The organism is Sphingopyxis sp. EG6, assembly GCF_003609815.1.
Classification (GTDB): Bacteria; Pseudomonadota; Alphaproteobacteria; order Sphingomonadales; family Sphingomonadaceae; genus Sphingopyxis.
Genome location: NZ_AP017603.1, coordinates 1,845,598 through 1,868,369 on the forward strand (window position 1 = coordinate 1,845,598; position 22,772 = coordinate 1,868,369).

Consider the following 22,772-nt stretch of genomic DNA (forward strand, 5'->3'; position numbering starts at 1 on the left):
ACCGTTACACTTTTGGGGGTCCCTTGCATTGCACCAGCATCATAGCGCCCACGGGCTGATTCAGGCACTTTCGCCGGTCGAACCTGTTACGCTTGTCCGCCCGCACGCCGCGCGGCGCGCAGCGCGTTTCTTCATCGACCGCTTTCCCGGCACGACCCTTTATGCGGTCAAGGCGAATCCGTCGCCCGACCTTTTGCGCGTGCTGTGGGATTCGGGCGTCACCCATTATGACGTCGCGTCGATCGCCGAAGTGCGGCTGGCTGCGCGTACGCTCCCCGAAGCGACGCTCTGTTTCATGCATCCGGTGAAGGCGGAGGAAGCAATTTCCGAAGCCTATTGGAAGCATGGCGTGCGCACCTTCTCGCTCGACACGATGGACGAGCTCGAAAAGATCGTCCGCGCGACCGAAGGCGCAACCGACCTCAACCTGCTCGTACGCCTGCGCGTCTCGTCGGACCATTCGAAGCTCAGCCTCGCGGCCAAGTTCGGCGCCGAAGCCGATGAAGTCGTCGAGCTGCTGATGGCGACCCGTCAAGCCGCCGACGCGCTCGGCATCTGTTTCCACGTCGGCAGCCAGGCGATGACCCCGCACGCCTATGCGCAGGCGATGGAGCGTGTCCGCGCCGCGATCGTCGCGGCGTCGGTCACCGTCGACATCATCGATGTCGGGGGCGGCTTTCCGTCGTCCTATCCCGGCATGGAGCCGCCGCCGCTCGGCGCCTATTTCGACACCATCCACCGCAGCTTCGAAAGCCTGCCGATCAGCTATTCGGCCGAACTATGGTGCGAACCGGGCCGTGCTTTGTCGGCGGAGTACAGCTCGCTGATCGTGCGCGTCGAAAAGCGCCGCGGCGACGAGCTCTATATCAACGACGGTGCCTATGGCGCGCTGTTCGACGCCGCGCATGTCGGCTGGCGTTTCCCGGTCTCGCTGCTGCGCGATGGCGGCAGCGATGCCGAGATGGTGCCGTTCAGCTTTTACGGCCCGACCTGCGACGACCTCGACCATATGGCGGGGCCGTTCTTCCTGCCGGCGGACATCAAGACGGGCGATTTCATCGAAATCGGGATGCTCGGCGCCTATGGCTGCGCGATGCGGACCAAGTTCAACGGCTTTGGTGCCGATGAAACCCATGTCGTCAGCGACGAACCGATGACCAGCCTCTACACCGGCGAAGTCGAGCAGGAACGCCGTAGCGCGACGGTGACCAAGCTGTTCTGAGCGCCGCCGGGCGGCGGTCGGTTCACATCGCGGCGATGCGGGGGATGACGTAATCGGCGTCGCGCCCGACGCCGCGCAGCGTCGCCGATGCAAAGCCGTTTTGGCCCGAAAGCCCGACAAAGCCGAGCCCGCGGACGGCGGTCGAAATGCCGCGGCGATGCAGCGGCTGGCCGTGCGCGTCGAACGCGCCCGACGGGCGGAGGAAGTCCATCGCGTGGCGAAAGCCGGTGGCAAAAATGACCACGTCGATCCGCTCCTCGGTTCCGTCGGGCCACAGAACGCCGTCGGGACTGAAGGCACGGAACATCGTCCGTGTCGCGGGGCGATCGGCCCGCAACGCCGCCTTGTATCGCCCGTCGTCGACGATCGGCACACCATGGTCGGAAAACAGGTTGAGACCGTTCAGGCGCAGCTTGTCGAACCACCAATGGACGTCGCGGCCGAGCACCCGTTGCGGCAGAAAGCGAATGCGGTCGCTGACCGCCAGCGTGACGTCGGCATGCCCGGCGAGCTCGACCGCAATCTGCACCGCCGAATTTCCGGCCCCCACCACGATCACGCGCCGGCCGCGAAAGCCGTCGGGGTTGCGGTAATCGGATGAATGCAGGACACGCCCGCGAAAATCGCCCTGCCCCGCCAGCGTCGGCATGTTCGGCGCCCCGAACGCGCCCGATGCGACGACCAGTTTCCGCGCGCTGATGGCCTGCCCGCCGCCGATGTCGGCCGAAAAGCCGCCAGCATCGCGCGTCACCGCCGCGACGCGCGTTGCCAGCCGCACGGGAAAGGCGAAATGACCGGCATAGCGCTGCAGATAATCGACGACATCGTCGCGCCGCGGATAGGCATAGGGGGGGCCCGGCATCACCAGGTCGGGCAGCGACGAATATCGTACCGGCGAAAACAGCTCGAGGCTGTCATAATAGTGCCGCCACGATCCGCCGACCGAAGGCGCGGCGTCGACCAGCAGGAAGTCGGCGCACGATCGCTGCAAGCGCCGCGCCGCCGCCAGCCCCGCCTGTCCGGCGCCGATCACCAGAAAATCAACGTCGCTCATGCCTTCGCCCGTTCGGCAAAGCCATGCCGCAACCGGTCGTCGCCGTCGGCAAATTCAGGCACATTCAGCCACAGCCGCAGCAGGTGCCGTTTTTCGTCGGGCGCGTCCCAATCCTCATAATCGGTGCGCGCGTGCAGCACGACCGAGTTTTTGAGGAACTGCATGTCGCCTTCCTGAAAATTCATGTCGAGCGCCATGCCGGGTTCGAAGGGCAGCCATTCGAGCAGGTCGAGTAGGCTCTGCTCGTCGTCGCCGAGCGCCGCGATCTCGGGAAAATCCTCGGCGGCATTGCGGATATACCAGGTCAGCAGCATCATCCGGAAAATCCCGCCCTCGCGGCTGACGATCGGATAGCGAAAGGTCTTGGGGCCATCGGGTCCCAACTGCCCGTGCGCGTGATGGTGAAATTCGCGTTCCATCAGCGGCGCCAGCTCCGGGCGCCGCGCGACGACCTGATTATACACCTCGACCGACGAACAGATGCGGCTGACCCCGCCCGCCCGTGCACCGCGCAGGCAGAGCAGCCCGATAATGTCGGCACCATCGGTGTGAAAGGCCAGCTCGGCGCGCGTTTTGTACAGCCGGACATTGTGATCGCTGGCCGGTGCGCCGGTGTCGCGAATATCGACCAGCATCTCGCCCGCCGGATTCTGCGCGGTCGGCTGGCCGAGATGCAGCCCGATCAGCCAATAGGCCGCCGCCGCAACCTCGCGACCGATGCGCCGCACCGGAAGCCCGCGGATCAGCACCATGCCATGGCCGCCATCGATCCGGGCGCGCCAATCGTCCAGCGCCGCCTCGAGTCCGGTCAGCGGATAATCGCTCCGCGCGAGCTCCCGCAGCGGCACTCCCGCCGCAACCGCCGATTGCGCCGCGGTCACGATCGTCCGTATCTCGCCTTCGTCGAGCAGGTACAGCCACTGCTCGGGCCGGTCTTGCAAAGCCTCGCCGCGCCACGGCGCGGGCGACGTCACCATCGATACCATTTTTCCGTCCTTCCGGTCATTTTGCGTGTGGGAGGAGCATCGTTCGCGCTCGATTCGATTCTATATTTCCGGAATTATCGAATTAAATAGGATCGTCAATTCATATTTCGATACCTATCGAAATATATCACGCCTCTGCCCCTGCACATTTTCACCGGGGCGCCCTTGCAAAAAACGCTCTGGCACTCGAAAGTCACCGCGACGTCGCAGCAACGGGGGCGGAATGCAGGACGATCTGATCGACCGAATCTATGAATGCTCGGTGGTGCCCGAGGCGTGGCCGACGGTGCTCGACGATGTCGCGGCGCTGTCCGGGGCGGTCGGCGGCCTGCTGTTCTCGGCCCGCAAGGCGCTGAACTGGACGGCGTCGGATAGGGTCGCCGATGTGTTCGCCGAATATGTCAACGACGGCTGGTTCGGCAAATGCAGCCGCCGCGTCTGCCTGATGAGCCAGGACGCGCCGTCCTTCTTTGTCGAGCATGATTTCTGGAGCGACGCGGAAATCGACGCCGACCCCGTATATCGCGATTTCTTTCGCCCGCGAGGCTTCGGCTGGTCGGCGGGGACCGGGCTGCAGGTGCCGACGGGCGACAATATCGTGTTCAGCGTCGAACGCCCCTTTACCGATGGCCCGGTCGACCCGGACAGCGTCGCGCGGCTCAACATGATCCGGCCCCACCTCGCGCGCAGCGCGCTGGTCAGTGCGCGGCTCCAGCACAAGCGGGCACAGGGCGCGAGCGAGGCATTGACCGCACTCCAGCTCCCCGCCTTTTTGCTGAAGGCGACCGGCGAGGTGGCCGAAATCAGCCCGCTTGCCGCCGACCTCAGCGACCATGTCGTACATGGGGCGCACGGACGCCTGCGTCTGCGCGACGGCCAGGCCGACCGGATTTTGACCGACGCCATCGCTGCGCTAGATCGGGATGCCGGCGACATGGTTCGCTCCTTTCCGGTACGCGGCGACGATGGCCTGCCCCGGCTCGTCGCGCATGTCATTCCCGTTCGGCGCGGCGCGCATGATGTGTTCGGCGACAGCTTTGCGCTCCTGCTGCTTATCCCCGTCACGTCGGACCGGGCACCGAGCGCGACGTTGATGAAATCGCTGTTCGACCTGACGCCGGCCGAGGCGCGCGTCGCGCGCGGCATCGCCGCGGGCGAAACACCCGAGGCGCTCGCGACCGAAGGCGATGTCGCGATCAGCACGGTACGAACCCAGCTTCGCCGCGTGCTGGAAAAGACGGGCTGCGCGCGGCAAGCCGATCTCGCGGCGCTGCTGGCGCGGATCGGCGCGAGCGCGCCCGGCTGATCCGCGCGCCCATCCTTCATATGGAGGATGCGGCTTGCCGCCGAATCGGGTCTTATCCTTCCACTGACGGCGTTTCTGCGACCCACATCTCCGTCAGTCGGCGGCGTCCTTGTTCCCGCGGTTTCGGCCCCGGGTGCCGGGGGCGCCGTCGATCGCGCATAGATGTTGCTGACGCCGGAACCCGGGGGCGCTAAGCCAGTCGGCCCATGCGTCCCTTTCACCAACTCCTCATCAACAATCTGATCGCCAACATCACCAATTTCACGGTGTGGTTCGCGATCACGTTCTGGATCTTCCTTGAAACGCGGTCGGTGTTCGCGACGGGGATGATCGCGGGCATCTATCTGGTGCTCACCGGGGCGCTGGGCATCTGGTTCGGCAGCCTGGTCGATCATCATCGCAAGCGCAGCATGATGCTGGTTTCCAGCATTGCGTCGCTGGCGATCTATGCCGCCGCGCTCGGCGCCTATGCGTTCGATCCCGCTATTCGCGTCGCCGCGACCGACAGCGTCGCACTATGGTTGTTCGTCCTCCTGACGATGCTCGGCGTCATCGTCGGCAACATTCGCATGATCGCGCTGCCAACGCTCGTCACCCTGCTCGTGCCCGCCGATCGGCGCGACAAGGCGAACGGGCTGGTCGGGATGGTCAGCGGCATCGGTTTCCTGACCACCTCGGCGATCAGCGGTTTCCTCGTCGCATGGGGCGGGATGGTCGCGACCCTGGCCTTCGCGATCATCTTCTCGCTCGTCGCCGCGCTCGACCTCCTGTTCGTATCGGTCGACGAGCCACGCGAAGCCGATGCGCATGACGCGCCGCGGCGGATCGATCTCGCCGGCACGTTTCGCGTCGTGCGCGCCATTCCGGGGCTGTTCGCGCTGATCCTGTTCGCGGCGTTCAACAATCTGCTCGGCGGCGTCTTTATGGCGCTGATGGACGCTTATGGCCTGTCGTTGATGAAGGTCGAGCAATGGGGGCTGCTCTGGGCCTTTGTGTCCTGCGCCTTCATCCTCGCGGGAATGGTGATCGCGCGCACCGGCCTAGGCGCCAATCCGGTGCGGACGCTGCTGCTTGTCAATCTGATCGTATGGGCGGTTGCGGCCGTGTTCACGATCCAGTCGTCGATCATCCTGTTGACAATCGGCTGCTTCATCTGGCTGTTCCTCGGCCCCTATGCCGAAGCCGCCGAGCAGACCACGTTGCAGAAGGTGGTGCCGTTCGAGCGGCAGGGCCGCGTCTTCGGCTTTGCCCAATCGGTCGAACAGGCGGCCTCGCCGTTGACCGCTTTCCTCATTGCCCCGCTGACCCAGTTCATCTTCGTCCCGCTGATGACCAGCGGCGCGGGGGCCGAGATGATCGGCGACTGGTACGGGCGCGGTGCCGAACGCGGCATTGCGATCGTGTTCACGATCACCGGCCTGCTCGGCGTGCTGGCGACGCTCGTGGCGTTCCGGTCGCAAGCCTATCGCCAGATTTCGGCAGCCTATGCGGCGGGAGCGCCGCTCGACGAAAATGCCGCCCAGCGATAGGGACGACCGATTGCCTTTTCGGTTTCCTTCTGCAACCATTCTGGCCAAAATGGGAAATGGAGAGGCATAGGATGGCATCGAAGTCGAACCAGTTGGGGCGTGCCGCATGACCATGCTGTCCGGCATCCGTATCGTCGACCTGACGACGGTGATCTTCGGCCCCTATGCGACGCAGATGCTTGCCGATCTCGGCGCCGAGGTGATCAAGGTCGAAACGCCGGGAACGGGGGACATCTCGCGCTATCTGGGCAGCGGGGTTCCCGATCCGACGATGGGATCGATCCATCTGACGGTGAATCGCGGCAAGCGCTCGATCGCGCTCGACCTCAAAAAACCCGATGATGCCGCGGTGCTCCGCGACCTCGTCGCCACCGCCGACGTGTTTTTCCACAATGTCCGCGGAAAGGCGATCGCCAAGCTGGGGTTCGACTATGCCGGCTGCAAGGCGATCAAGGACGATATCATCTATGTCCATGGCACCGGCTTCGGACAGGACGGCCCCTATGCCGATCTTCAAGCCTACGACGATGTGATCCAGGCCGCGACCGGCACCACCAGCCTGCTGCCGCGCGTCGATGGCGACCCGCGCCCGCGCTATTTCCCGTCCCTGATCGCCGACAAGATCGCGGGCCAGTTCGGCGCGCAGGCGATTCTCGCGGCGCTGATCCACAAGCTGCGCACCGGCGAGGGACAGGCGGTCGAGGTGCCGATGTTCGAATGTTTCGCATCCTTCATGCTGACCGAACATCTGCGCGACGCCGCGCTCGACCCGCCGCTCGGCCCGGCGGGCTATCCGCGCCAGCTCGATCCGACGCGCCAGCCCTTCCCGACGCGCGACGGCTACCTCGCGATCGTCCCCTACACCCCCGAATCGACCGCGCGGTTGATGGCACTCCTCGGCAGCGCGGGGCTGACCGAAACGCCCGAGTTCGAGGCGGCGAAGGCGAAGGGCCAGCATATGCCGATCGTTTACCGCGAGATCGCCCGCAAGACCCCGGCCAAGACAACCGCCGAATGGCTGGCGCTGTTCGCGGCAAACGACATCCCCGCGATGGCGGCGCGCGACCTGCAGGACATCAAGGACGATCCGCATTTCGTCGCGACCGGCTTTTTCCGGCCGCGCGTCCACCCCGACGTCGGCGCGTTCCACGAAATGCAGCCGCCGGTGAGATATGGCGCCGCGCCCGCCCGCGACCTCGGCCTTGCGCCAAAGGTTGATGGCGATGGCGCCGCGATCCGCGCCGAACTCGCCGCACGGCAGGGCTGAATTTCGGCGATTGCATTGCGGCGCGCGCGCCCTAGCATCGCGCCTATTCTGGGAGGGGGAACAAAATGCCTGAAAATCTGCTGGCACCCGGCGCGGTCCTCGCGCTGTGGACACTCATCATGTTGGGCTGGGTCGCCGTCACCCGTTTTTCGGCGATGTCGAAAGCGGGCGTCGACCTCAGCGCCGCGCCGCCCGGTGGCCGCGGGGTCGACCTGGAGAATGTGCTGCCGCCGACGATCAACTGGAAATCGCACAATTATACGCATTTGCTCGAACAGCCGACGCTGTTCTACGCCGTGATCATCTTTCTGCACCTGTCGGGGGGCAGCACCGATCTGACGCGCGGGCTGGCGTGGGCCTATGTCGTGCTGCGCATCGTCCACAGCCTCTGGCAGGCGACGGTCAACCGGATCCCGGTGCGCTTCGCGATCTTTGCGCTGGCGACCTTCTGTCTGATCGCGCTGGCTTTGCTGGCGGTGATCGCCACTTTGGGTTGAGGGGGACGATAAATGGATACGAACGACATTCTTGGGCCGGTCGCCACGCTCGCGCTTTGGTCGATGATCATGTGGGTGTGGATGTACGCGACACGCATTCCCGCCATGCAGCGCGCCAAGATCGACGCGAAAAATCTGGTGGGGACGACCGGCAGGGGGCTCGACGAGGTGCTACCCGCCGAAGTGCAGTGGAAGGCGCACAACTACAACCATCTGATGGAACAGCCGACGGTGTTCTACGCGGTCGCGATCGCGCTGGCGGTCGGCGGCATGGGCGGCGGACTGAACGCCCAGCTCGCGTGGGCCTATGTGGTCTTGCGGATCGTTCACAGCCTGATCCAGGTGACCGTGAACCGCGTGATGTGGCGTTTCCTGGTGTTCGCGCTGGCCAGCGTCGCGCTGCTCGCGCTGTGCGTCCATGCGTTCATGGGGTTTGTGCTGAATTGAGTTGATGGCCGTCGCCCCCGCGAAGGCGGGGGCCGCTGGACGTTTTTCTCGGCGACGCGGCGTAAAGCGACGGCGGCCCCCGCCTCCGCGGGGGCGACGGTTACCTCGAAAACCGCCCCGCCAATTCGACATGCGTCGACCAGCGGAACTGCCCGACCGGCTGCACCCAATCGAGCGTGTAACCGCCCGCAACCAGCAGCTTTGCGTCGCGCGCGAAGCTCGCCGGGTTACAACTCACGTATGCGATCACCGGCGTGTCCGCAGCCGCCAATTGCACCACCTGCTCCTCCGCCCCCGCGCGCGGCGGGTCGAGGATCACCGCGCCAAAGCGGTGCAATTCCGCCGGGATCAACGGGCGGCGGAACAGATCGCGATGCTCGGCCGCGACGAGCGCCCGCGCCCGGTTCGCCGCCGCCTGCAATGCCGCGATCGCATCGCGCGCGCCCTCGGCGGCATAAACTTTGCGGCCCTGCTGGATCGAGTGGGCGAATGTCCCCACCCCGGCGAACAGATCGGCGACCGCGCCTGCATCGCCGATCGCCCGGGTCACCGCGTCGACCAGCGCCGCCTGCCCCGCCGTCGTCGCCTGGAGAAACGCGAAGGGCGGCACTTCGACCGTCACGTCGCCGAAAACGACCGTCGGCGGCTCGGGCTGCCACAGCGTTTCCAGCCCATAGCCCTGATCGACCGCCAGTCGCGCGAGCGCATGCGCGCCCGCAAAATCCTGCAGCGCCATCGCCGCGTCCAGCCCCTCGGCCTTGACGCCCTCCAGTACCACCTCGACCCCCTGATCGAGCATCTGGAGCTTGACCTTCACCGGGCGCCGTGGCGGCGCAATTTCGGTCAGCAGGTCGCGCAGCGGCGCGATCAGCGCGAACAATTCGGGCAGCAGCAGCGGGCATTCGCGCATGTCGACGATCTGGTTGCTCTGCGCCGCGTTGAACCCGATCGCGACCTGCTTGCCGGTGCGCAACGCGGTCAGCGCCGCGCGGCGGCGGCTCTGCGGCGGCGACAGCAGCGCAGGCAACACCTCGCCAACCGGCACCTCCTGCGCCGCCAGCGCCCCGACCACCCGGTCACGGACAAAGTCGGCGAGCGCGGGCTCGGCAACATGTTGCAACTCGCACCCGCCGCATTTGCCGAAATGGCGGCACGGCGGTTCGGCGCGGTTCGGGCCCGGAATGATGATCCCGTCGTCGCGTACCCTGTCGCCGGGCACCGCACCGGCAACGTGGCGGCCATCGCCGGTCACGCCATCGCCGCGCGCGGCGATGCGCTCGATCAGCGCGCTGTTGCTCATTTCATTCCCTAACCAGATCGTCGGCGACAAGGCCGCGGCCTATACGCGCGGCCTTTGCGATATGCCACCCCACCGCCGCCACCGCCGCTTCGAACGCATCGCCGCCTTTCGCCAGCATCGCCCCGCACGCCCCCGCCAGGACGTCGCCGGTCCCCGCTGTCGCCAGCCAGGGGCTGCCCGGCCACGCCGCAGCGACCCGGCCATCGGGGGCCGCGATCACCGTATCGGCGCCCTTATAGACGACCACGGCCCCCGTCCGCACTGCCGCGGCCTTCGCGCGGTCGATCTTGCTGCCATAGAGTTCGGGGAAGGTACGCGCAAACTCGCCTTCATGTGGGGTCAATATCGCTTTGCCCGGCGTCTCGCACAGGCGCGGCAACGCCGCGGCGATCGCGGCCGCGTCGAGCACCAGCGGCTTGCCCGAATCGAGTGCCGCTTCGACATCGAACAACAGTTCATCACCCGCCGGAAAGCCCGGTCCGATCACCACCGCCCCGACCCGCGGATCGCCCAGCCGATCGCCGAAACGCGCGTCGCTTTCGGTAATGATCGCGGACAGCGGCGCGCGTTCGCTGCCCTCCAGCACGACATAGCCTGCGCCCGCGCGGAGCGCCGCCGCCGCCGCCAGCCCTGCGGCGCCGGGCATCGGGCCGGCAAAGACCAGCACCATCCCCCGGTCGAACTTGTGCGCCGCCGCAGCGGGGGTTGCGACCGTCGGCCTCGGCAGCGTCCGCATCGCGGCCCGGGCGGAAATCCCGATCGGCGCGAGCAGCACCCGACCGCAAGCGGGCGCGGTCGGCAGCAGCACATGCGCAGGCTTCAACGCGCCCAGCGCCAGCGTGACGGCGGCGGGCAGCGGCGGCATCCAGTCGGCGTTTCCGTCGCTCTCCACGCCGCTCGGCACATCGACCGCCAGCACACGCTGCCCCGCGAAACGGCAAAGCACGGCCGCAAGATCGTCGGTCAGCGGCCGCGACAGCCCGACCCCGAACAGCGCATCGACAATCACCGGCGCAGCCGCCAGCCTGCCATCGATCGGTTCGACCGGGCCGCTCCACGCGCCGCACGCCGCCTTTGCCAGATCCGTCGCGGGCTCCGTCAAGGCCGCAATCCGCACCGCCGCGCCGCGCGCCGCCAGCAACCGCGCCGCCACATAGCCGTCGCCGCCATTATTGCCGGGTCCGCACAGGATCAGCACCGGCGCGCCCGCTGCCATCCGCCACGCGATGTCGGCCACCGCCGCCCCGGCGCGCTCCATCAGTTCGGCGAGCGACGTCCCCTGTACCGCACAAGCAGCCTCCGCCTCGCGCATCGCGGCGCTGGTCAGGATCGGGGCGTCGGCGGGGATGGACATGGAGATATAGTAGCGAGTTTCGGGGCGAGTGAGAACTCTATGGAAAGCCGTCGCACCCGCGAAGGCGGGGCCGCAGTCGGGTTACACAGCGATGAAGGGCAAGGCCGCTTGCGGGCCCTGCCTTCGCGGGGGCGACATATTCGAATTACTTCGCGCCGCCCGTATTCGCGGGCAATCGGTACCGATCGCTGCCGATCGCCACCTCGATCATCCCGTCGCCGACGATCGTCACCTTCGCCGGTTCGGCGCCGTCCGCCGACACGACGCCGCGTCCATCGGTCGCGATCTGCAACCGGCGATAGCCGACATTGGCCCGCCCGACGACCAGCACGGTCCCGTCCGCGCCACTGATCTCTTCGACGGTACAGGTGCGATCGAACAGCTTCGCGCCCTCCAGCGCGCATTCGATCCGCCCTTCCGCCGCCGCTTCGCGTGATCCGCGCGCTTCGGCTTCGGCCAGATCGCCATTGTCGGGGGCGCCGCCGCACGCCGCCAGCAGCAAGAGCCCCGTCAAGCCCCCAACAATCCGCACTATCTGCCCTTCAATTGCGTCAGGTCGCGCACCGCGCCGCGCGCGGCACTGGTGGTCATCGCGGCATAGGCCTGCAGCGCGACCGAAATCTTGCGCGGGCGCGGCTTGGCGGGCTGCCACGCGGCATCGCCCTTGGCGTCCATCGCGGCGCGCCGTTCGGCCAGCACACTGTCGGCTACCGCCAGCGTGATCGTCCGCGACGGGATGTCGATGTTGATCAGGTCGCCGTCCTCGACCAGTGCGATCGTTCCGCCCTCGGCGGCTTCGGGTGATGCATGGCCGATCGACAGCCCTGATGTGCCGCCCGAAAAGCGCCCGTCGGTGACCAGCGCGCAGGCCGCACCCAGCCCCTTCGATTTAAGGTAACTCGTCGGATAGAGCATTTCCTGCATCCCCGGTCCGCCCTTTGGCCCCTCGTAACGGATGACGACGACGTCGCCTGCCGTCACCTGCCCGGTCAATATGCCCGCAACCGCCGCGTCCTGGCTTTCAAATACCTTGGCCGGACCCGAAAATTTCAGGATGCTCTCGTCCACTCCGGCGGTCTTCACAATACAGCCGTCGACCGCCAGATTGCCCGACAGCACCGCCAGCCCACCGTCCTGGCTGAACGCATGGTCGGCCGACCGGATCACCCCCGCCTCACGGTCCAGATCGAGCGACTCCCAGCGCCGATCCTGGCTGAACGCGGTCTGCGTCGGCACCCCGCCCGGCGCCGCCATGAAGAATTTCTGCACCGCGGGATCATTGGTCCGCGAGATATCCCATTTGTTCAGCGCGTCGCCCAGCGTCGCGCTGTGCACCGTCGGCAGATGGGCGTGGAGCAGGCCCGCGCGCTCGAGTTGGCCCAGGATCGCCATGATCCCGCCGGCGCGGTGGACATCCTCCATATGGACGTCGCTCTTCGCGGGTGCGACCTTCGACAGGCACGGCACCCGGCGCGACAGCCGGTCGATGTCGGTCATGGTGAAATCGACCCCGGCCTCGAACGCCGCGGCGAGCAAGTGCAGCACGGTGTTGGTCGATCCGCCCATCGCAATGTCGAGGCTCATTGCATTTTCGAACGCTCCGAACGTCGCGATATTGCGCGGCAAGACGCTGTCATCGCCTTCTTCATAATGGCGGCGGCACATCTCGACGACGATCCGTCCGGCGCGTAGGAATAGCTTCTTGCGGTCGGCGTGGGTCGCCAGCGTCGAGCCATTGCCCGGCAGCGACAGCCCCAGCGCCTCGGTCAGGCAGTTCATCGAATTGGCGGTGAACATGCCCGAACAGCTGCCGCAGGTCGGGCAAGCCGCTTTTTCGATCTCGCTCACTTCGGCATCGCTGTATTTTTCGTCGGCGGCGGCGACCATCGCGTCGACCAGGTCGAGCGCGACCTCCTTGCCCTTCAGCACGACCTTTCCCGCCTCCATCGGCCCGCCCGACACGAACACGACGGGGATGTTGATGCGCAGCGCCGCCATCAGCATGCCGGGGGTAATCTTGTCGCAGTTCGAAATGCACACCATCGCGTCGGCGCAATGCGCGTTGACCATATATTCGACGCTGTCGGCGATCAGATCGCGGCTGGGTAGCGAATAGAGCATCCCGTCATGCCCCATCGCGATCCCGTCATCGACCGCGATCGTGTTGAATTCCTTGGCGACCCCGCCCGCCGCCTCAATTTCGCGCGCGACCATCTGGCCGAGGTCTTTCAGATGGACATGACCGGGGACGAACTGGGTGAAGCTGTTGACCACCGCGATGATCGGCTTGCCGAAATCGCTGTCCTTCATCCCCGTCGCGCGCCACAGGCCGCGCGCGCCCGCCATGTTGCGGCCGTGGGTCGTGGTGCGCGAACGATATGAAGGCATTTTGAGCAGTCCTGATAATTATATTTCAATATTAAGCGAAGAAACGCGCCTCTACACGCCTATTCGCCCGGATACAATGCAAGCTTGCTGCACATGCGAGAAAGCCGCTGCGCAAACAGCGCCTGCCCCGCCGCATCGCTGACCAGATCCTGCCGCATCTCGATCCCGACATAGGGAATGGCATTGCCCTCGGCATGGCGGTTCATCGTCGCATTGAGCAACTTGCCCGAATAGGGAAGCTGGTCGCCAACCGTCAGCCCCTCCGCTGCCAGCGCCGCAATCGCCGCCCCCGCCAGCCGGTCATCCTCGTTGTAGAGCACCCCGACATGCCATGGCCGCGCCTGATCGGGATGCGCCGACAGGGCCGGCGTAAAGCTGTGCAGCGACAGGATCATCGCCGGTCGATGCGCCGCGATCGTCGCCACGATATGATCGTGATAGGGCCGGAAAAACCGCGCCAGCCGCGCCTCGCGGCCTGCATCGTCGAGCGCATTGCCAGGCACCGCATGCCCGTCGCTGGCGATCGGCATCACCCCCGGCGCTTCCTCGTCGCGGTTGCAATCGACCACCAGCCGCGACACCCTGCCGAGGATCGCGGCATCGACCGCGCCGTTTTCGACCAGCAGCGCCGCCACTTCGGCGACCCCGATGTCGATAGCGATATGGTCGGTCAGCAGCGCCGGATCGATTCCGAGGTCGATGTCATCGGGAACATGGTTCGACGCATGATCGGCGATCAGCAGGATTCCGCCCGTGCGCGGAGTGCCCAGCTGGCGCCACGCCTCGCTCATCGCAGCGCACCCGCCAGCTGCCACCAGTGCGGATGACTTTGCGCCAGCGAAACCGCCGCAGCATCGCGCTCCGCCGGTGCATCGAACAATGCAAAACAGGTCGCGCCCGATCCCGACATCCGCGCCAGCCAGGGCCGCAGCGCGCCAAGCTCGAGCAATACATCGGCAATCGCCGGACATTGCGCGGTCGCGGGACGCTGCAAATCATTGCGCGCCGCCAGCAACTGCGCCCGCCCCGCCGGGTCGCCATAAAGCGGACCGCGGTCGATGCCGTCCCACGCCGCAAACACCGGACCGGTCGCAACCGGCTGGCGCGGATTGACCAGCAGCACCGGCGTCCCGCCCAGCCGCAGCTCAGGCACCGCGCGCAATTCCTCACCGACCCCGACCCCCAGACAGGTCGCGCTCGCGACACAAGCAGCGATATCGGCGCCGAGCGGGCTGATGACCCGCGCCAGCACGCCATCGCCCAGTTCGGGCAGGAAATGCGTCCGCAGCAGCCGTGCCATCGCCGCCGCATCGGCCGAGCCGCCGCCGATCCCCGCCGCGACCGGCAAATTCTTGGTCAGCGTCACTGCCAGCGACGGGACCCGCTCGGCACCATGGCGCGCCCGCAGCAGCGCCAACACCTGCATCACCAGATTGTCGGCGCCCGCGCTCAGCCCCTCGGCAAACTCGCCCTCGATCGTCAGCCGATCGGCGTCCGCCACCTCGGCAACGATCGCGTCGCCGCCATCGACAAAGGCAAACAGCGTCTCGATATCATGATAACCGTCGCTCCGCCGCCCGCGGACGTGGAGCGCGAGGTTGATTTTCGCCCAACCGGTTTCGATCATCGCGTCGCTCATGGCGCGGTCGTCGCCGGCGTCAGCCCGTCGCGCAGCTTTGCGGCCAGCCGCGTCGCCATCTCGGCCTCGGCGAGCAAAGCCGCCGCGCGCCAGGTATAGCGTGCCTGAAACTTGCGCCCCGCCTGCCAATAAGCATCGCCCAGATGCTCGACGATCACCGCATTGGCCGGCTCGCCCGCTTGCGCCTTTTCGAGCAGCGCGACCGCATCGTCGGTGCGCCCGGTCAGAAAATAGGCCCAGCCAAGCGAGTCGGTGATGCTCGCGTTTTGCGGTTCCTGCCGCCACGCCGCCTCGATCCGCGCCAGCGATTTCTCGACATCCTTGCGCCGTTCGAGCGCCGAATAGCCCGCAAAATTGAGCACCGCGGCATCGTTCGGGCGCAGCGCCACCGCGCGTTCCATCAGCGGCGCCGCGGCATCCCATTGGCCCGCCCGCAGTAGCAGTTCGGCGCGCGCGATCAGCAGCGAACCGCGCAATATCTGGTCGCCTTCGTCTTCCCCCAGCGCCGCCTCCAGTCGCTCATAAGCGCGCGCCGCAGCCTGCGGATCCTCCGACCGCCGCGCTATATCGGCGAGCCGCACCAGCAGGCTGCGCGGCGCATCGCCCGCCGCCGCCGTTTCGGCCAGCTTGGCCGCCCCCGCGAGGTCGCCGCCATCGGCCAGCAATTCGGCGCGCCGCATCGCCAGCACCGGCGGCACGTCCGCGCGCCCACCATCGATCAGCGCCGTCGCTGCCGCCTGCTGCCCATTGCGATCGAGCGCCTCGACCAGCGTCGCGCGCACCGCCCAATCGGCGTCGTTCAGCCAAAAGGCGGCGCGCGAGAACAGCAACGGCAGTTTTGCGTTGCCGTTCGGCACCCGCGCCAATCCATCGGCGAGCAGTCCCAGCCACTGCGCCACCCCGGCGCGCGGCGTCGTCACCGCCTGATCGGGCAGCAACAGCATCGGATCCTCGCGCTGTCCCGCCGCCAGCGCGATCCGTCCGCGCAGACGCTGCGCGGCATCGCCCTCACCCGCCTTGTCGAGCGTCGCAGCCAGCCGCAACCCGACCAGCTGGCTCGTCCGGTCGGTCAGGACAATCTCGTCGGTCAGCGCCGCCGCTTCATCGGCGCGCCGGGTTGCCAGCTGCACCAGCGCGACCTGCAATGTCAGCGCCGGTTCGGGGCGCGACCGGCCGCTGACGTCCAGCAAATGCCGTTCGGGCTGTTTCTCGCGCGCACCGACATCGATCCACGCGTTGACCGTTGGCAGGATCAACCGCGCGATCGTATCGGCCCCCGTCTTGTCGCTGCGCCCCGCCATGGCATCGCGCGCGGCCTTCCAATCCGCCCGCCGCATCGCATCGACCAGCAGCACCAGCTGCGCATCGAACCGGCGATCGCCCGCGGTCCACAGCTGCAACGCCGCGGTTCGGGCAGCCGCAAGGTCGCCCGCTTCGATCGCCTGTTCCAATATTCGCCCGCGCACCCCGGGAAGGCCCGGCGCCAGGCTCGAGACATCGGTCAACGCCGCCAGCGCCGCCGCGGGCTCGCCGCCCTCCTCGGCCAACCGCGCCCGCACCAGCGCGTTCAGCGCCGGGCCGCCATCGTCGGCGGCCTGCGCAGGCGCCGCGGCGGCAAGCGCGCCGACCGCCAGAAAAACCCGCACGAGCTTACATGTTCGGGTAATTTGGGCCTCCGCCACCTTCGGGGGTGACCCAGTTGATATTCTGGGTCGGATCCTTGATGTCGCACGTCTTGCAATGGACGCAATTCTGCGCGTTGATGACGAACTTGGGGTCGCCCTCTTCCTCGCCGACGATTTCATACACCCCCGCCGGGCAATATCGCTGCGCGGGCTCGTCATACAGCGGCAAATTGTACGCGACCGGGATCGACGGGTCTTTCAGCTGCAGATGGACCGGCTGGTCTTCCTCATGGTTGGTGTTCGAAATGAACACCGACGACAGGCGGTCAAAGGTCAGCACGCCGTCGGGCTTCGGATAATCCGGCTTCGGCATGATGTCGGCGCGGTACAGGCTCTCGTTATCCGGATGATGCTTCATCGTGAACGGGACTTTGATCTTCAGCGTTTCGAGCCACATCGTGATCCCGGCCAGCATCGTTCCGGCAAGGTCGCCCCATTTTTCGACCAGCGGCAACACGTTGCGCACGACGCTCAGCTCTTTCTTGACCCAGCTGTCGTCATAGGCGGCCTTATAGCCGTCCAGCGTATCGCTGCCGCGCCCGGCGGTCACCGCGGCGAACGCCGCCTCGGCTGCCATCATCCCCGACTTCATCGCGGTGTGCGTCCCCTTGATCCGCGGGACGTTCAGGAAGCCGGCGCTGTCGCCGATCAGCGCGCCGCCCGGAAACGCCAGCTTCGGCACCGACTGATAGCCGCCGTCGCTGATCGCGCGCGCGCCATAGGACACGCGCTTGGCGCCCTTCAGGATTTTCGCAATCTCGGGATGCGTCTTCCACTTCTGCATTTCCTGGAACGGCGAGATGTGGGGGTTGCGATAGTTCAGCCAGGTGACGAACCCCAGCGCGACCTGCCCGTTCGCTTGATGATAGAGAAAACCGCCGCCATTGGCATTTTCGTCGAGCGGCCAGCCCTGCGTGTGGATCACGCGCCCGGGTGCGTGGAGTTCGGGGTCGATGTCCCACAATTCCTTGACCCCCAGACCATAGACCTGCGGCTCGCAATCAGCGTCGAGCGCGAACTGCTTTTTCAGCATCTTGGTCAGATGCCCGCGCACGCCTTCGCCAAAGAAGGTATATTTGGCGTGGAGCTCCAGCCCCGGCGCATAATCGCCCTTGTGGCTGCCGTCGCGCGCAATGCCCATGTCGCCCGTCGCGACGCCCTTGACCGATCCATCCTCGTTATAAAGGATTTCGGCGGCCGGAAAGCCGGGGAAGATTTCGACCCCCAGCGCTTCGGCCTGCTCGGCCAGCCAGCGGCAAAGATTGCCCAGGCTGCCCGTATAGGTCCCCTCATTATGCATGAAGCCGGGCGAGATGAACTCGGGCAGGTTGAACTTCTTGGTCTTGGTCAGCACCCAATGCTGGTTATCGTTGACCGGAACCTCGGCCATCGGACAGCCCATGTCGCGCCATTCGGGCAACAGTTCGTCGAGCGATTTGGGATCGATCACCGCGCCCGACAGGATGTGCGCGCCGACTTCGGACCCTTTTTCCAGGATACAGACCGACAATTCGCTGCCCGCGTCGTTCGCAAGCTGCTTTAGGCGGATTGCCGCCGAAAGCCCCGCCGGCCCCGCGCCGACGATGACCACGTCATAGGGCATCGATTCCCGTTCGCTCACCGCAAATACCTTTCTGCCGTCCCAGCGCCGACGTTCATCGCGTCGGGCGCTCATTCTGTCACGAATTGCGATGCCCGCCAATTGACGCGCCCGTCAACTGTCTGTTTCAAACATTTTCATGGGTGGGCGTAACTCTGCGTTGCTGGCGGAAAGCATTTGCGACTGGTGGTCGCTGGCGGGCGTCGATGCGCTTGTCGGCGATGAACCGGCGGGCTGGCTTGTCGCGCCACCGGCGAATGACGCTGCGGCAACCAAGCCAAAGGCGCTGCGCGCGTCGGAACCCGAATTGCCCCCGCTACCCGCGGTTTTGCAGCGCCCCGAAGCTCCGGAAGTCGTTGAAAACAAGGGACCCGTCATATTCCCGGACGACTGGGGCGATTTCCAGCAATGGCTGGCGACCGGCGACGATGTGCCGGGCAGCCAGTGGGACGCCCGCCGCGTCCTGCCGATCGGTGCGCCGGGCGCCGCGCTGATGCTGCTCACCGCCTGGCCTGAAATCGACGATCAGCAAAGCGGCGCGCTATTCTCCGGCGCGGCCGGAAAACTGCTCGACGCGATGCTCGCGGCGATCGGTACGACGCGCGCCGAATCCTACGTGGCCAGCCTTGCCATTACCCGTCCCGCGGGCGGGCGCTGCGACAGCCGCGACGCGGCAGAGCTCGACCGGCTGCTATGGCACCATCTGCGGCTGGCAAGGCCCGAACGACTGCTGCTGATCGGCAGCGACATCGTCCGCATGGCGGCAGCCAGCGAATTGCCCGACACGCGCGGCAAGTTACTCGAAATTAACCAAGACGGCGGCAAGGTGGCGGCGGTGGCGGTGGCGCATCCGACGATGCTCCTGGCCCGGCCCGCGCAAAAGGCAGCGGCCTGGGACAGCCTGAAACTGTTCAACCGGGGACGTTGACAGATGAAAATGATGACCAGAACTTTGATCTCAAGCGGAATTTTTGCGGCGGCTGTTGTCGCAACGCCCGCGCTGGCGGCCGATGCCAGCAGCCGCGACGTCGTTGCGGCGCCGCAAACCGTGCCCGACATCCTGACATCGAAGCAGAAACAACAATATACCGAGGTGCTGAGAGCGATCCGCAGCCAGCGCTGGGCCGACGCGAAGGCCTTGCTCGATAATGCCGATGCCGACGCAAAGGGGGGTCCGCTCACCGACTTCCTGCGCGCCGAACTGCTCACCGCCGCGAACAGCCCGCGCGCCGAAGTCGCCGACATCATGCCGATCCTGTCGCGCTCGCCGCATCTGCCGCAGGCCGAACAGCTTGGCCGCCTGGCGACCAAACGCGGCGCCACCGATCTGCCGACGCTGCCTTTGCAGGCCCGCCTTGCCTGGGCCGGTAGCGCGCCGCGCCGTCTCGGCGCCGATGCGATCAGTGGCGACCCCGCCGCCGCCGCGCTGACCCGTACCATTCCCGACCGGATCAAGAACGACGATCCGGCAGGCGCCGAAGCCCTGCTGAATGCGGTCGCCGACCGGCTGTCGCCCGAAGCCCGCGACGAATGGCGCCAGAAAGTCGCCTGGTCCTATTATATCGAAAATGACGATGCGAATGCACTGCGCCTCGCCGCGGAATGTTCGGGCGGGCGCAGCGCCTGGTCGACGCAGGGCGCGTGGGTTCAGGGGCTCGCCGCGTGGCGCACCCAAGACTATCGCACTGCCCTAACCGCCTTCGATCGGGTCGCACGCGAAGCGCCCGACAGCGAGCTGCGCGCCGCCGCTTATTATTGGGCCGCGCGCGCGGCGATCGCCGCAGGCGAACCCGCGTCAGTGCAATCGCGCCTGCGCGCCGCCGCCGCTAATGAAGAAACCTTCTACGGCATGCTCGCGGTCGAAACGCTCGGCATCGCCCCCAACAATCAGCGCGAGCTCGTCCGCGCCGACCGCAGCGCGTGGCGCGCACTCGAAAACCTGCCCAATGTCCGCGCCGCGATGGCGCTCGCCGAAATCGGCGAGGATAAATATGCCGACGCCGTGCTCCGCCATCAGGCGCGGATCGGCGACGCGCGCCAGCACGACCAGTTGCTCGCCATGGCGGGGGCGCTCAGCCTGCCCGAAACCCAGCTCTATCTCGCCCACAACACCCCGCAGGGCCGCAAGCCGGCGGCACAGGCGCGCTATCCGCAGCCCAAATGGGAACCCAATGGCGGGTGGAAGGTCGATCCGGCGCTGGTCTTTGCCCACACGCTGCAGGAATCGCGCTTCCAGCGCGCCGTGGTCAGCCCCGCGGGCGCCAAGGGCTTGATGCAGGTCCGTCCGGGCACCGCGCGCGACGTCGCGCGCTGGCGCGGCGACAGCATCGACACGCGCGACCTGTCGATCCCCGCGGTCAACATGGACATGGGGCAAAGCTATCTGCAATATCTCGCCCGCGACGCCTCGACGGGCGGGCAGCTGCCGAAGGTGATCGCCGCGTATAACGCCGGTCCCGCACCGATCGCCCGCTGGCAGTCCGAAATTCGCGATAATGGCGACCCGCTGCTGTACATGGAATCGATCCCCTATTGGGAAACGCGCGGCTATGTCGGCATCGTGCTGCGCAATTACTGGATGTACGAAGCGCAGCAGGGCAAACCTTCGGTCAGCCGCGCTGCGCTGGCGCAGGGCAAATGGCCGCGCTTCCCCGACGGCAAGGACCGCACCCGGCTGACCTGGGCGGGCGGCATGGCCAATGCCGATTGATGAAAGCCTGACGTTCAAGCCGGTCCGGATCGCGCTGCTGACGATTTCGGACAGCCGCAGCGCGGCCGAAGACCGCTCGGGCGACAAGCTCGCCGAACTGCTGACCGGCGCGGGCCATATCCTTGCTGCGCGCGCGATCATCAAGGACGAGACTGACCTGATCGTCTCGCGCTTGCACAACTGGATCGACGATCCCGAGGTTGACGTGGTCATCACCACCGGCGGCACCGGGCTGACAGGGCGCGATGTGACGCCCGAGGCACTCCACCGGCTCGACGGTAAGGACATTCCCGGCTTTGGCGAACTCTTCCGCTGGCTCAGCTACCAGACGATCGGTACCTCGACGATCCAGTCGCGCGCCTGCGCCATCGTTGCGCGCGGCACGTACATCTTTGCACTCCCAGGCTCGACCGGCGCGGTCACCGACGCGTGGGAAGGCATTTTGGCGACCCAGCTCGACAGCCGCAACCGCCCCTGCAACTTCGTCGACCTGATGCCGCGGCTCACCGAATGATCGTCGCCCCCGCGAAGGCGGGGGCCGCAAGCCGTCCTTCTCCACTCCGCTGCGTAAGCCCCTAGCGGCCCCCGCCTTCCCGGGGACGACGAACAATTTGTTCTTTATTTGTTCTCATTGAACAGATAATGCGCGTCAGTGGAACCCGCCAAACTCCTCCCCCCGATCGCTGGTCGCGGCGCACCCGCGAACCCGCGCCCGACACGCACCGGCTCGCTCAACCGCGAGCCCGATGGCGACTGGCTCGACACCGCCGAACGGATCGACGGCGCGCCGCCGCCGCTCCGCACCACCGTCACCGTCGAGTATCCCAAAACGATCATCGCGCGCAACAGCTCGCCCGACATCGGTTTCGACCGCTCGATCAACCCCTATCGCGGCTGCGAACATGGCTGCATCTATTGCTACGCGCGCCCGACCCACGCCTTCCACGACCTGTCGCCCGGCCTCGATTTCGAAAGTCGCCTGTTCGCCAAACCCGCCGCCGCCAAGCTGCTGCGCGCCGAGCTGGCCAAGCGCGGCTATAGCGCAGCGCCGCTGGCGATCGGCACCAACACCGACGGCTACCAGCCGATCGAGCGCGAATGGGGCATCACCCGCTCGGTGATCGAGGTGCTCGCCGAAACCAAGCATCCGCTACTCATCACCACCAAATCCGACCGACTGCTGCGCGATATCGACCTGCTCGCCGCCATGGCGCGCGACAATCTGGTCGGCGTCGCGATTTCGGTGACGACGCTCGATCCCGTGCTCGCCCGCATCCTCGAACCCCGCGCGCCGCATCCCAAACGCCGCCTCGCCGCGATCCGCGCGCTGATCGACGCCGGGGTACCGACACAGGTCAACATCTCGCCGATCATCCCCGCGATCACCGATCACGAGATCGAGGCAATCATGGCTGCCGCCGCCGAAGCTGGCGCGATCCGCGCCTCCTACATATTGATGCGCCTGCCGTTCGAGGTCGCGCCGCTGTTCCGCGCCTGGCTCGCCGCCCACTACCCCGACCGCGCCGACAAGGTGATGCACATGGTGCAGGACATCCGCGGCGGCCGGGACAATGACGCGGGGTTTTTCACCCGCATGAAGGGTCAGGGCGTCTGGGCGCAGCTCATCCGCACCCGCGTCAAACGCGCCGCACGCGAACATGGCTTGGACCGCCGCTTTCCGCCGCTACGCAGCGACCTGTTCAAACCGCCCGAGCGCGACGGACAGATGGAGCTGTTCTGAACTAAACCGTCGCCCCCGCGAATGCGGGGGCCGCTGGCGTAATGGAG

General features: G+C 66.6%; 20 protein-coding genes. 10 read left to right on the top strand and 10 right to left on the bottom strand.

From position 1 onward, the window contains the following. Nucleotides 1-28: 28 nt before the first annotated feature. Nucleotides 29-1,222 (top strand): type III PLP-dependent enzyme, encoded by a 1,194-nt coding sequence (locus SPYCW_RS09080; RefSeq protein WP_120216518.1) that lies wholly within the window; start codon nucleotides 29-31, stop codon nucleotides 1,220-1,222. Nucleotides 1,223-1,244: 22 nt separating this feature from the next. Here the strand turns inward: SPYCW_RS09080 and SPYCW_RS09085 are convergent, their stop codons facing one another. Together SPYCW_RS09085 and SPYCW_RS09090 are read right to left on the bottom strand one after the other, a co-directional pair. After that, a complete protein-coding gene (locus SPYCW_RS09085) occupies nucleotides 1,245-2,276 on the bottom strand; it encodes a flavin-containing monooxygenase (RefSeq protein WP_120216519.1) in 1,032 nt (343 codons plus the stop codon). After that, nucleotides 2,273-3,262, bottom strand: a complete 990-nt coding sequence (locus SPYCW_RS09090; RefSeq protein ID WP_120216520.1) for a TauD/TfdA family dioxygenase — start codon at nucleotides 3,260-3,262, stop codon at nucleotides 2,273-2,275. The genes SPYCW_RS09085 and SPYCW_RS09090 overlap by 4 nt, the downstream gene beginning before the upstream one ends. Nucleotides 3,263-3,485: 223 nt before the next feature. On the opposite strand from SPYCW_RS09090, the gene SPYCW_RS09095 reads away from it, so the two are divergent. From SPYCW_RS09095 to SPYCW_RS09115, 5 genes are all read left to right on the top strand, one after another. After that, nucleotides 3,486-4,568, top strand: a complete 1,083-nt coding sequence (locus SPYCW_RS09095) for a helix-turn-helix transcriptional regulator (protein ID WP_120216521.1) — start codon at nucleotides 3,486-3,488, stop codon at nucleotides 4,566-4,568. A 206-nt stretch (nucleotides 4,569-4,774) separates the two neighbouring features. Then, entirely contained in the window at nucleotides 4,775-6,097 is a 1,323-nt protein-coding gene (locus SPYCW_RS09100; RefSeq protein WP_120216522.1) for an MFS transporter, read from the top strand. Nucleotides 6,098-6,203: 106 nt separating this feature from the next. Further along, complete coding sequence (locus tag SPYCW_RS09105) at nucleotides 6,204-7,364, top strand: CaiB/BaiF CoA transferase family protein (protein WP_120216523.1); 1,161 nt, start codon at nucleotides 6,204-6,206, stop codon at nucleotides 7,362-7,364. A 65-nt stretch (nucleotides 7,365-7,429) separates the two neighbouring features. Beyond that, nucleotides 7,430-7,861 (top strand): MAPEG family protein, encoded by a 432-nt coding sequence (locus SPYCW_RS09110; RefSeq protein ID WP_120216524.1) that lies wholly within the window; start codon nucleotides 7,430-7,432, stop codon nucleotides 7,859-7,861. A gap of 12 nt (nucleotides 7,862-7,873) precedes the next feature. Beyond that, a complete protein-coding gene (locus SPYCW_RS09115; protein WP_120216525.1) occupies nucleotides 7,874-8,308 on the top strand; it encodes an MAPEG family protein in 435 nt (144 codons plus the stop codon). Nucleotides 8,309-8,408: 100 nt separating this feature from the next. Here SPYCW_RS09115 and SPYCW_RS09120 read toward each other — a convergent pair whose 3' ends face one another. The 8 genes from SPYCW_RS09120 to SPYCW_RS09155 all read right to left on the bottom strand — a co-directional run bounded on the left by SPYCW_RS09120 (nucleotide 8,409) and on the right by SPYCW_RS09155 (nucleotide 18,295). Continuing rightward, entirely contained in the window at nucleotides 8,409-9,608 is a 1,200-nt protein-coding gene (locus tag SPYCW_RS09120; RefSeq protein ID WP_120216526.1) for a class I SAM-dependent RNA methyltransferase, read from the bottom strand. Between the two features lies 1 nt (nucleotide 9,609). Beyond that, nucleotides 9,610-10,962 carry an NAD(P)H-hydrate dehydratase gene (locus SPYCW_RS09125; protein ID WP_120216527.1) on the bottom strand — a complete coding sequence of 451 codons (1,353 nt, stop codon included), beginning with the start codon at nucleotides 10,960-10,962 and terminating at the stop codon, nucleotides 9,610-9,612. A 145-nt stretch (nucleotides 10,963-11,107) separates the two neighbouring features. After that, a complete protein-coding gene (locus SPYCW_RS09130; RefSeq protein WP_232014897.1) occupies nucleotides 11,108-11,476 on the bottom strand; it encodes a hypothetical protein in 369 nt (122 codons plus the stop codon). A 17-nt stretch (nucleotides 11,477-11,493) separates the two neighbouring features. Then, entirely contained in the window at nucleotides 11,494-13,350 is a 1,857-nt protein-coding gene (gene ilvD / locus SPYCW_RS09135) for a dihydroxy-acid dehydratase (RefSeq protein WP_120216529.1), read from the bottom strand. A 59-nt stretch (nucleotides 13,351-13,409) separates the two neighbouring features. Next, the gene (locus tag SPYCW_RS09140) at nucleotides 13,410-14,141 is read right to left on the bottom strand and encodes an N-formylglutamate amidohydrolase (protein WP_120216530.1); all 732 of its coding nucleotides are present in this window, start codon (nucleotides 14,139-14,141) and stop codon (nucleotides 13,410-13,412) included. Continuing rightward, complete coding sequence (locus SPYCW_RS09145; protein ID WP_120216531.1) at nucleotides 14,138-14,989, bottom strand: 4-(cytidine 5'-diphospho)-2-C-methyl-D-erythritol kinase; 852 nt, start codon at nucleotides 14,987-14,989, stop codon at nucleotides 14,138-14,140. Before SPYCW_RS09145 ends, SPYCW_RS09140 begins: the two co-directional genes overlap by 4 nt. Further along, nucleotides 14,986-16,635 (bottom strand): tetratricopeptide repeat protein, encoded by a 1,650-nt coding sequence (locus SPYCW_RS09150; RefSeq protein ID WP_232014898.1) that lies wholly within the window; start codon nucleotides 16,633-16,635, stop codon nucleotides 14,986-14,988. Before SPYCW_RS09150 ends, SPYCW_RS09145 begins: the two co-directional genes overlap by 4 nt. Before the next feature lie 4 nt (nucleotides 16,636-16,639). Continuing rightward, complete coding sequence (locus SPYCW_RS09155; RefSeq protein ID WP_120218210.1) at nucleotides 16,640-18,295, bottom strand: electron transfer flavoprotein-ubiquinone oxidoreductase; 1,656 nt, start codon at nucleotides 18,293-18,295, stop codon at nucleotides 16,640-16,642. Between the two features lie 118 nt (nucleotides 18,296-18,413). Here SPYCW_RS09155 and SPYCW_RS09160 point away from each other — a divergent pair, with 118 nt between their 5' ends. From SPYCW_RS09160 to SPYCW_RS09175, 4 genes are all read left to right on the top strand, one after another. Further along, the gene (locus SPYCW_RS09160; RefSeq protein WP_120216532.1) at nucleotides 18,414-19,202 is read left to right on the top strand and encodes a uracil-DNA glycosylase family protein; all 789 of its coding nucleotides are present in this window, start codon (nucleotides 18,414-18,416) and stop codon (nucleotides 19,200-19,202) included. Nucleotides 19,203-19,214: 12 nt separating this feature from the next. After that, a complete protein-coding gene (locus SPYCW_RS09165) occupies nucleotides 19,215-20,984 on the top strand; it encodes a lytic transglycosylase domain-containing protein (RefSeq protein WP_232014899.1) in 1,770 nt (589 codons plus the stop codon). Further along, nucleotides 20,974-21,498, top strand: a complete 525-nt coding sequence (moaB, locus tag SPYCW_RS09170; RefSeq protein WP_120216534.1) for a molybdenum cofactor biosynthesis protein B — start codon at nucleotides 20,974-20,976, stop codon at nucleotides 21,496-21,498. The genes SPYCW_RS09165 and moaB overlap by 11 nt, the downstream gene beginning before the upstream one ends. Before the next feature lie 138 nt (nucleotides 21,499-21,636). Then, nucleotides 21,637-22,725 (top strand): PA0069 family radical SAM protein, encoded by a 1,089-nt coding sequence (locus SPYCW_RS09175; protein ID WP_172595466.1) that lies wholly within the window; start codon nucleotides 21,637-21,639, stop codon nucleotides 22,723-22,725. Nucleotides 22,726-22,772: the final 47 nt, after the last annotated feature.

What these genes read in the sequence shown, in the direction of transcription:
- SPYCW_RS09125 (WP_120216527.1), bottom strand. Translation starts at nt 10,962, where the DNA reads ATGTCCATCCCCGCCGACGCCCCGATCCTGACCAGCGCCGCGATGCGC.
- SPYCW_RS09110 (WP_120216524.1), top strand. Translation starts at nt 7,430, where the DNA reads ATGCCTGAAAATCTGCTGGCACCCGGCGCGGTCCTCGCGCTGTGGACA.
- SPYCW_RS09100 (WP_120216522.1), top strand. Translation starts at nt 4,775, where the DNA reads ATGCGTCCCTTTCACCAACTCCTCATCAACAATCTGATCGCCAACATC.
- SPYCW_RS09095 (WP_120216521.1), top strand. Translation starts at nt 3,486, where the DNA reads ATGCAGGACGATCTGATCGACCGAATCTATGAATGCTCGGTGGTGCCC.
- SPYCW_RS09090 (WP_120216520.1), bottom strand. Translation starts at nt 3,262, where the DNA reads ATGGTATCGATGGTGACGTCGCCCGCGCCGTGGCGCGGCGAGGCTTTG.
- SPYCW_RS09140 (WP_120216530.1), bottom strand. Translation starts at nt 14,141, where the DNA reads ATGAGCGAGGCGTGGCGCCAGCTGGGCACTCCGCGCACGGGCGGAATC.
- moaB (WP_120216534.1), top strand. Translation starts at nt 20,974, where the DNA reads ATGCCGATTGATGAAAGCCTGACGTTCAAGCCGGTCCGGATCGCGCTG.
- ilvD (WP_120216529.1), bottom strand. Translation starts at nt 13,350, where the DNA reads ATGCCTTCATATCGTTCGCGCACCACGACCCACGGCCGCAACATGGCG.
- SPYCW_RS09160 (WP_120216532.1), top strand. Translation starts at nt 18,414, where the DNA reads ATGGGTGGGCGTAACTCTGCGTTGCTGGCGGAAAGCATTTGCGACTGG.
- SPYCW_RS09105 (WP_120216523.1), top strand. Translation starts at nt 6,204, where the DNA reads ATGACCATGCTGTCCGGCATCCGTATCGTCGACCTGACGACGGTGATC.
- SPYCW_RS09120 (WP_120216526.1), bottom strand. Translation starts at nt 9,608, where the DNA reads ATGAGCAACAGCGCGCTGATCGAGCGCATCGCCGCGCGCGGCGATGGC.
- SPYCW_RS09085 (WP_120216519.1), bottom strand. Translation starts at nt 2,276, where the DNA reads ATGAGCGACGTTGATTTTCTGGTGATCGGCGCCGGACAGGCGGGGCTG.
- SPYCW_RS09115 (WP_120216525.1), top strand. Translation starts at nt 7,874, where the DNA reads ATGGATACGAACGACATTCTTGGGCCGGTCGCCACGCTCGCGCTTTGG.
- SPYCW_RS09145 (WP_120216531.1), bottom strand. Translation starts at nt 14,989, where the DNA reads ATGAGCGACGCGATGATCGAAACCGGTTGGGCGAAAATCAACCTCGCG.
- SPYCW_RS09165 (WP_232014899.1), top strand. Translation starts at nt 19,215, where the DNA reads ATGACCAGAACTTTGATCTCAAGCGGAATTTTTGCGGCGGCTGTTGTC.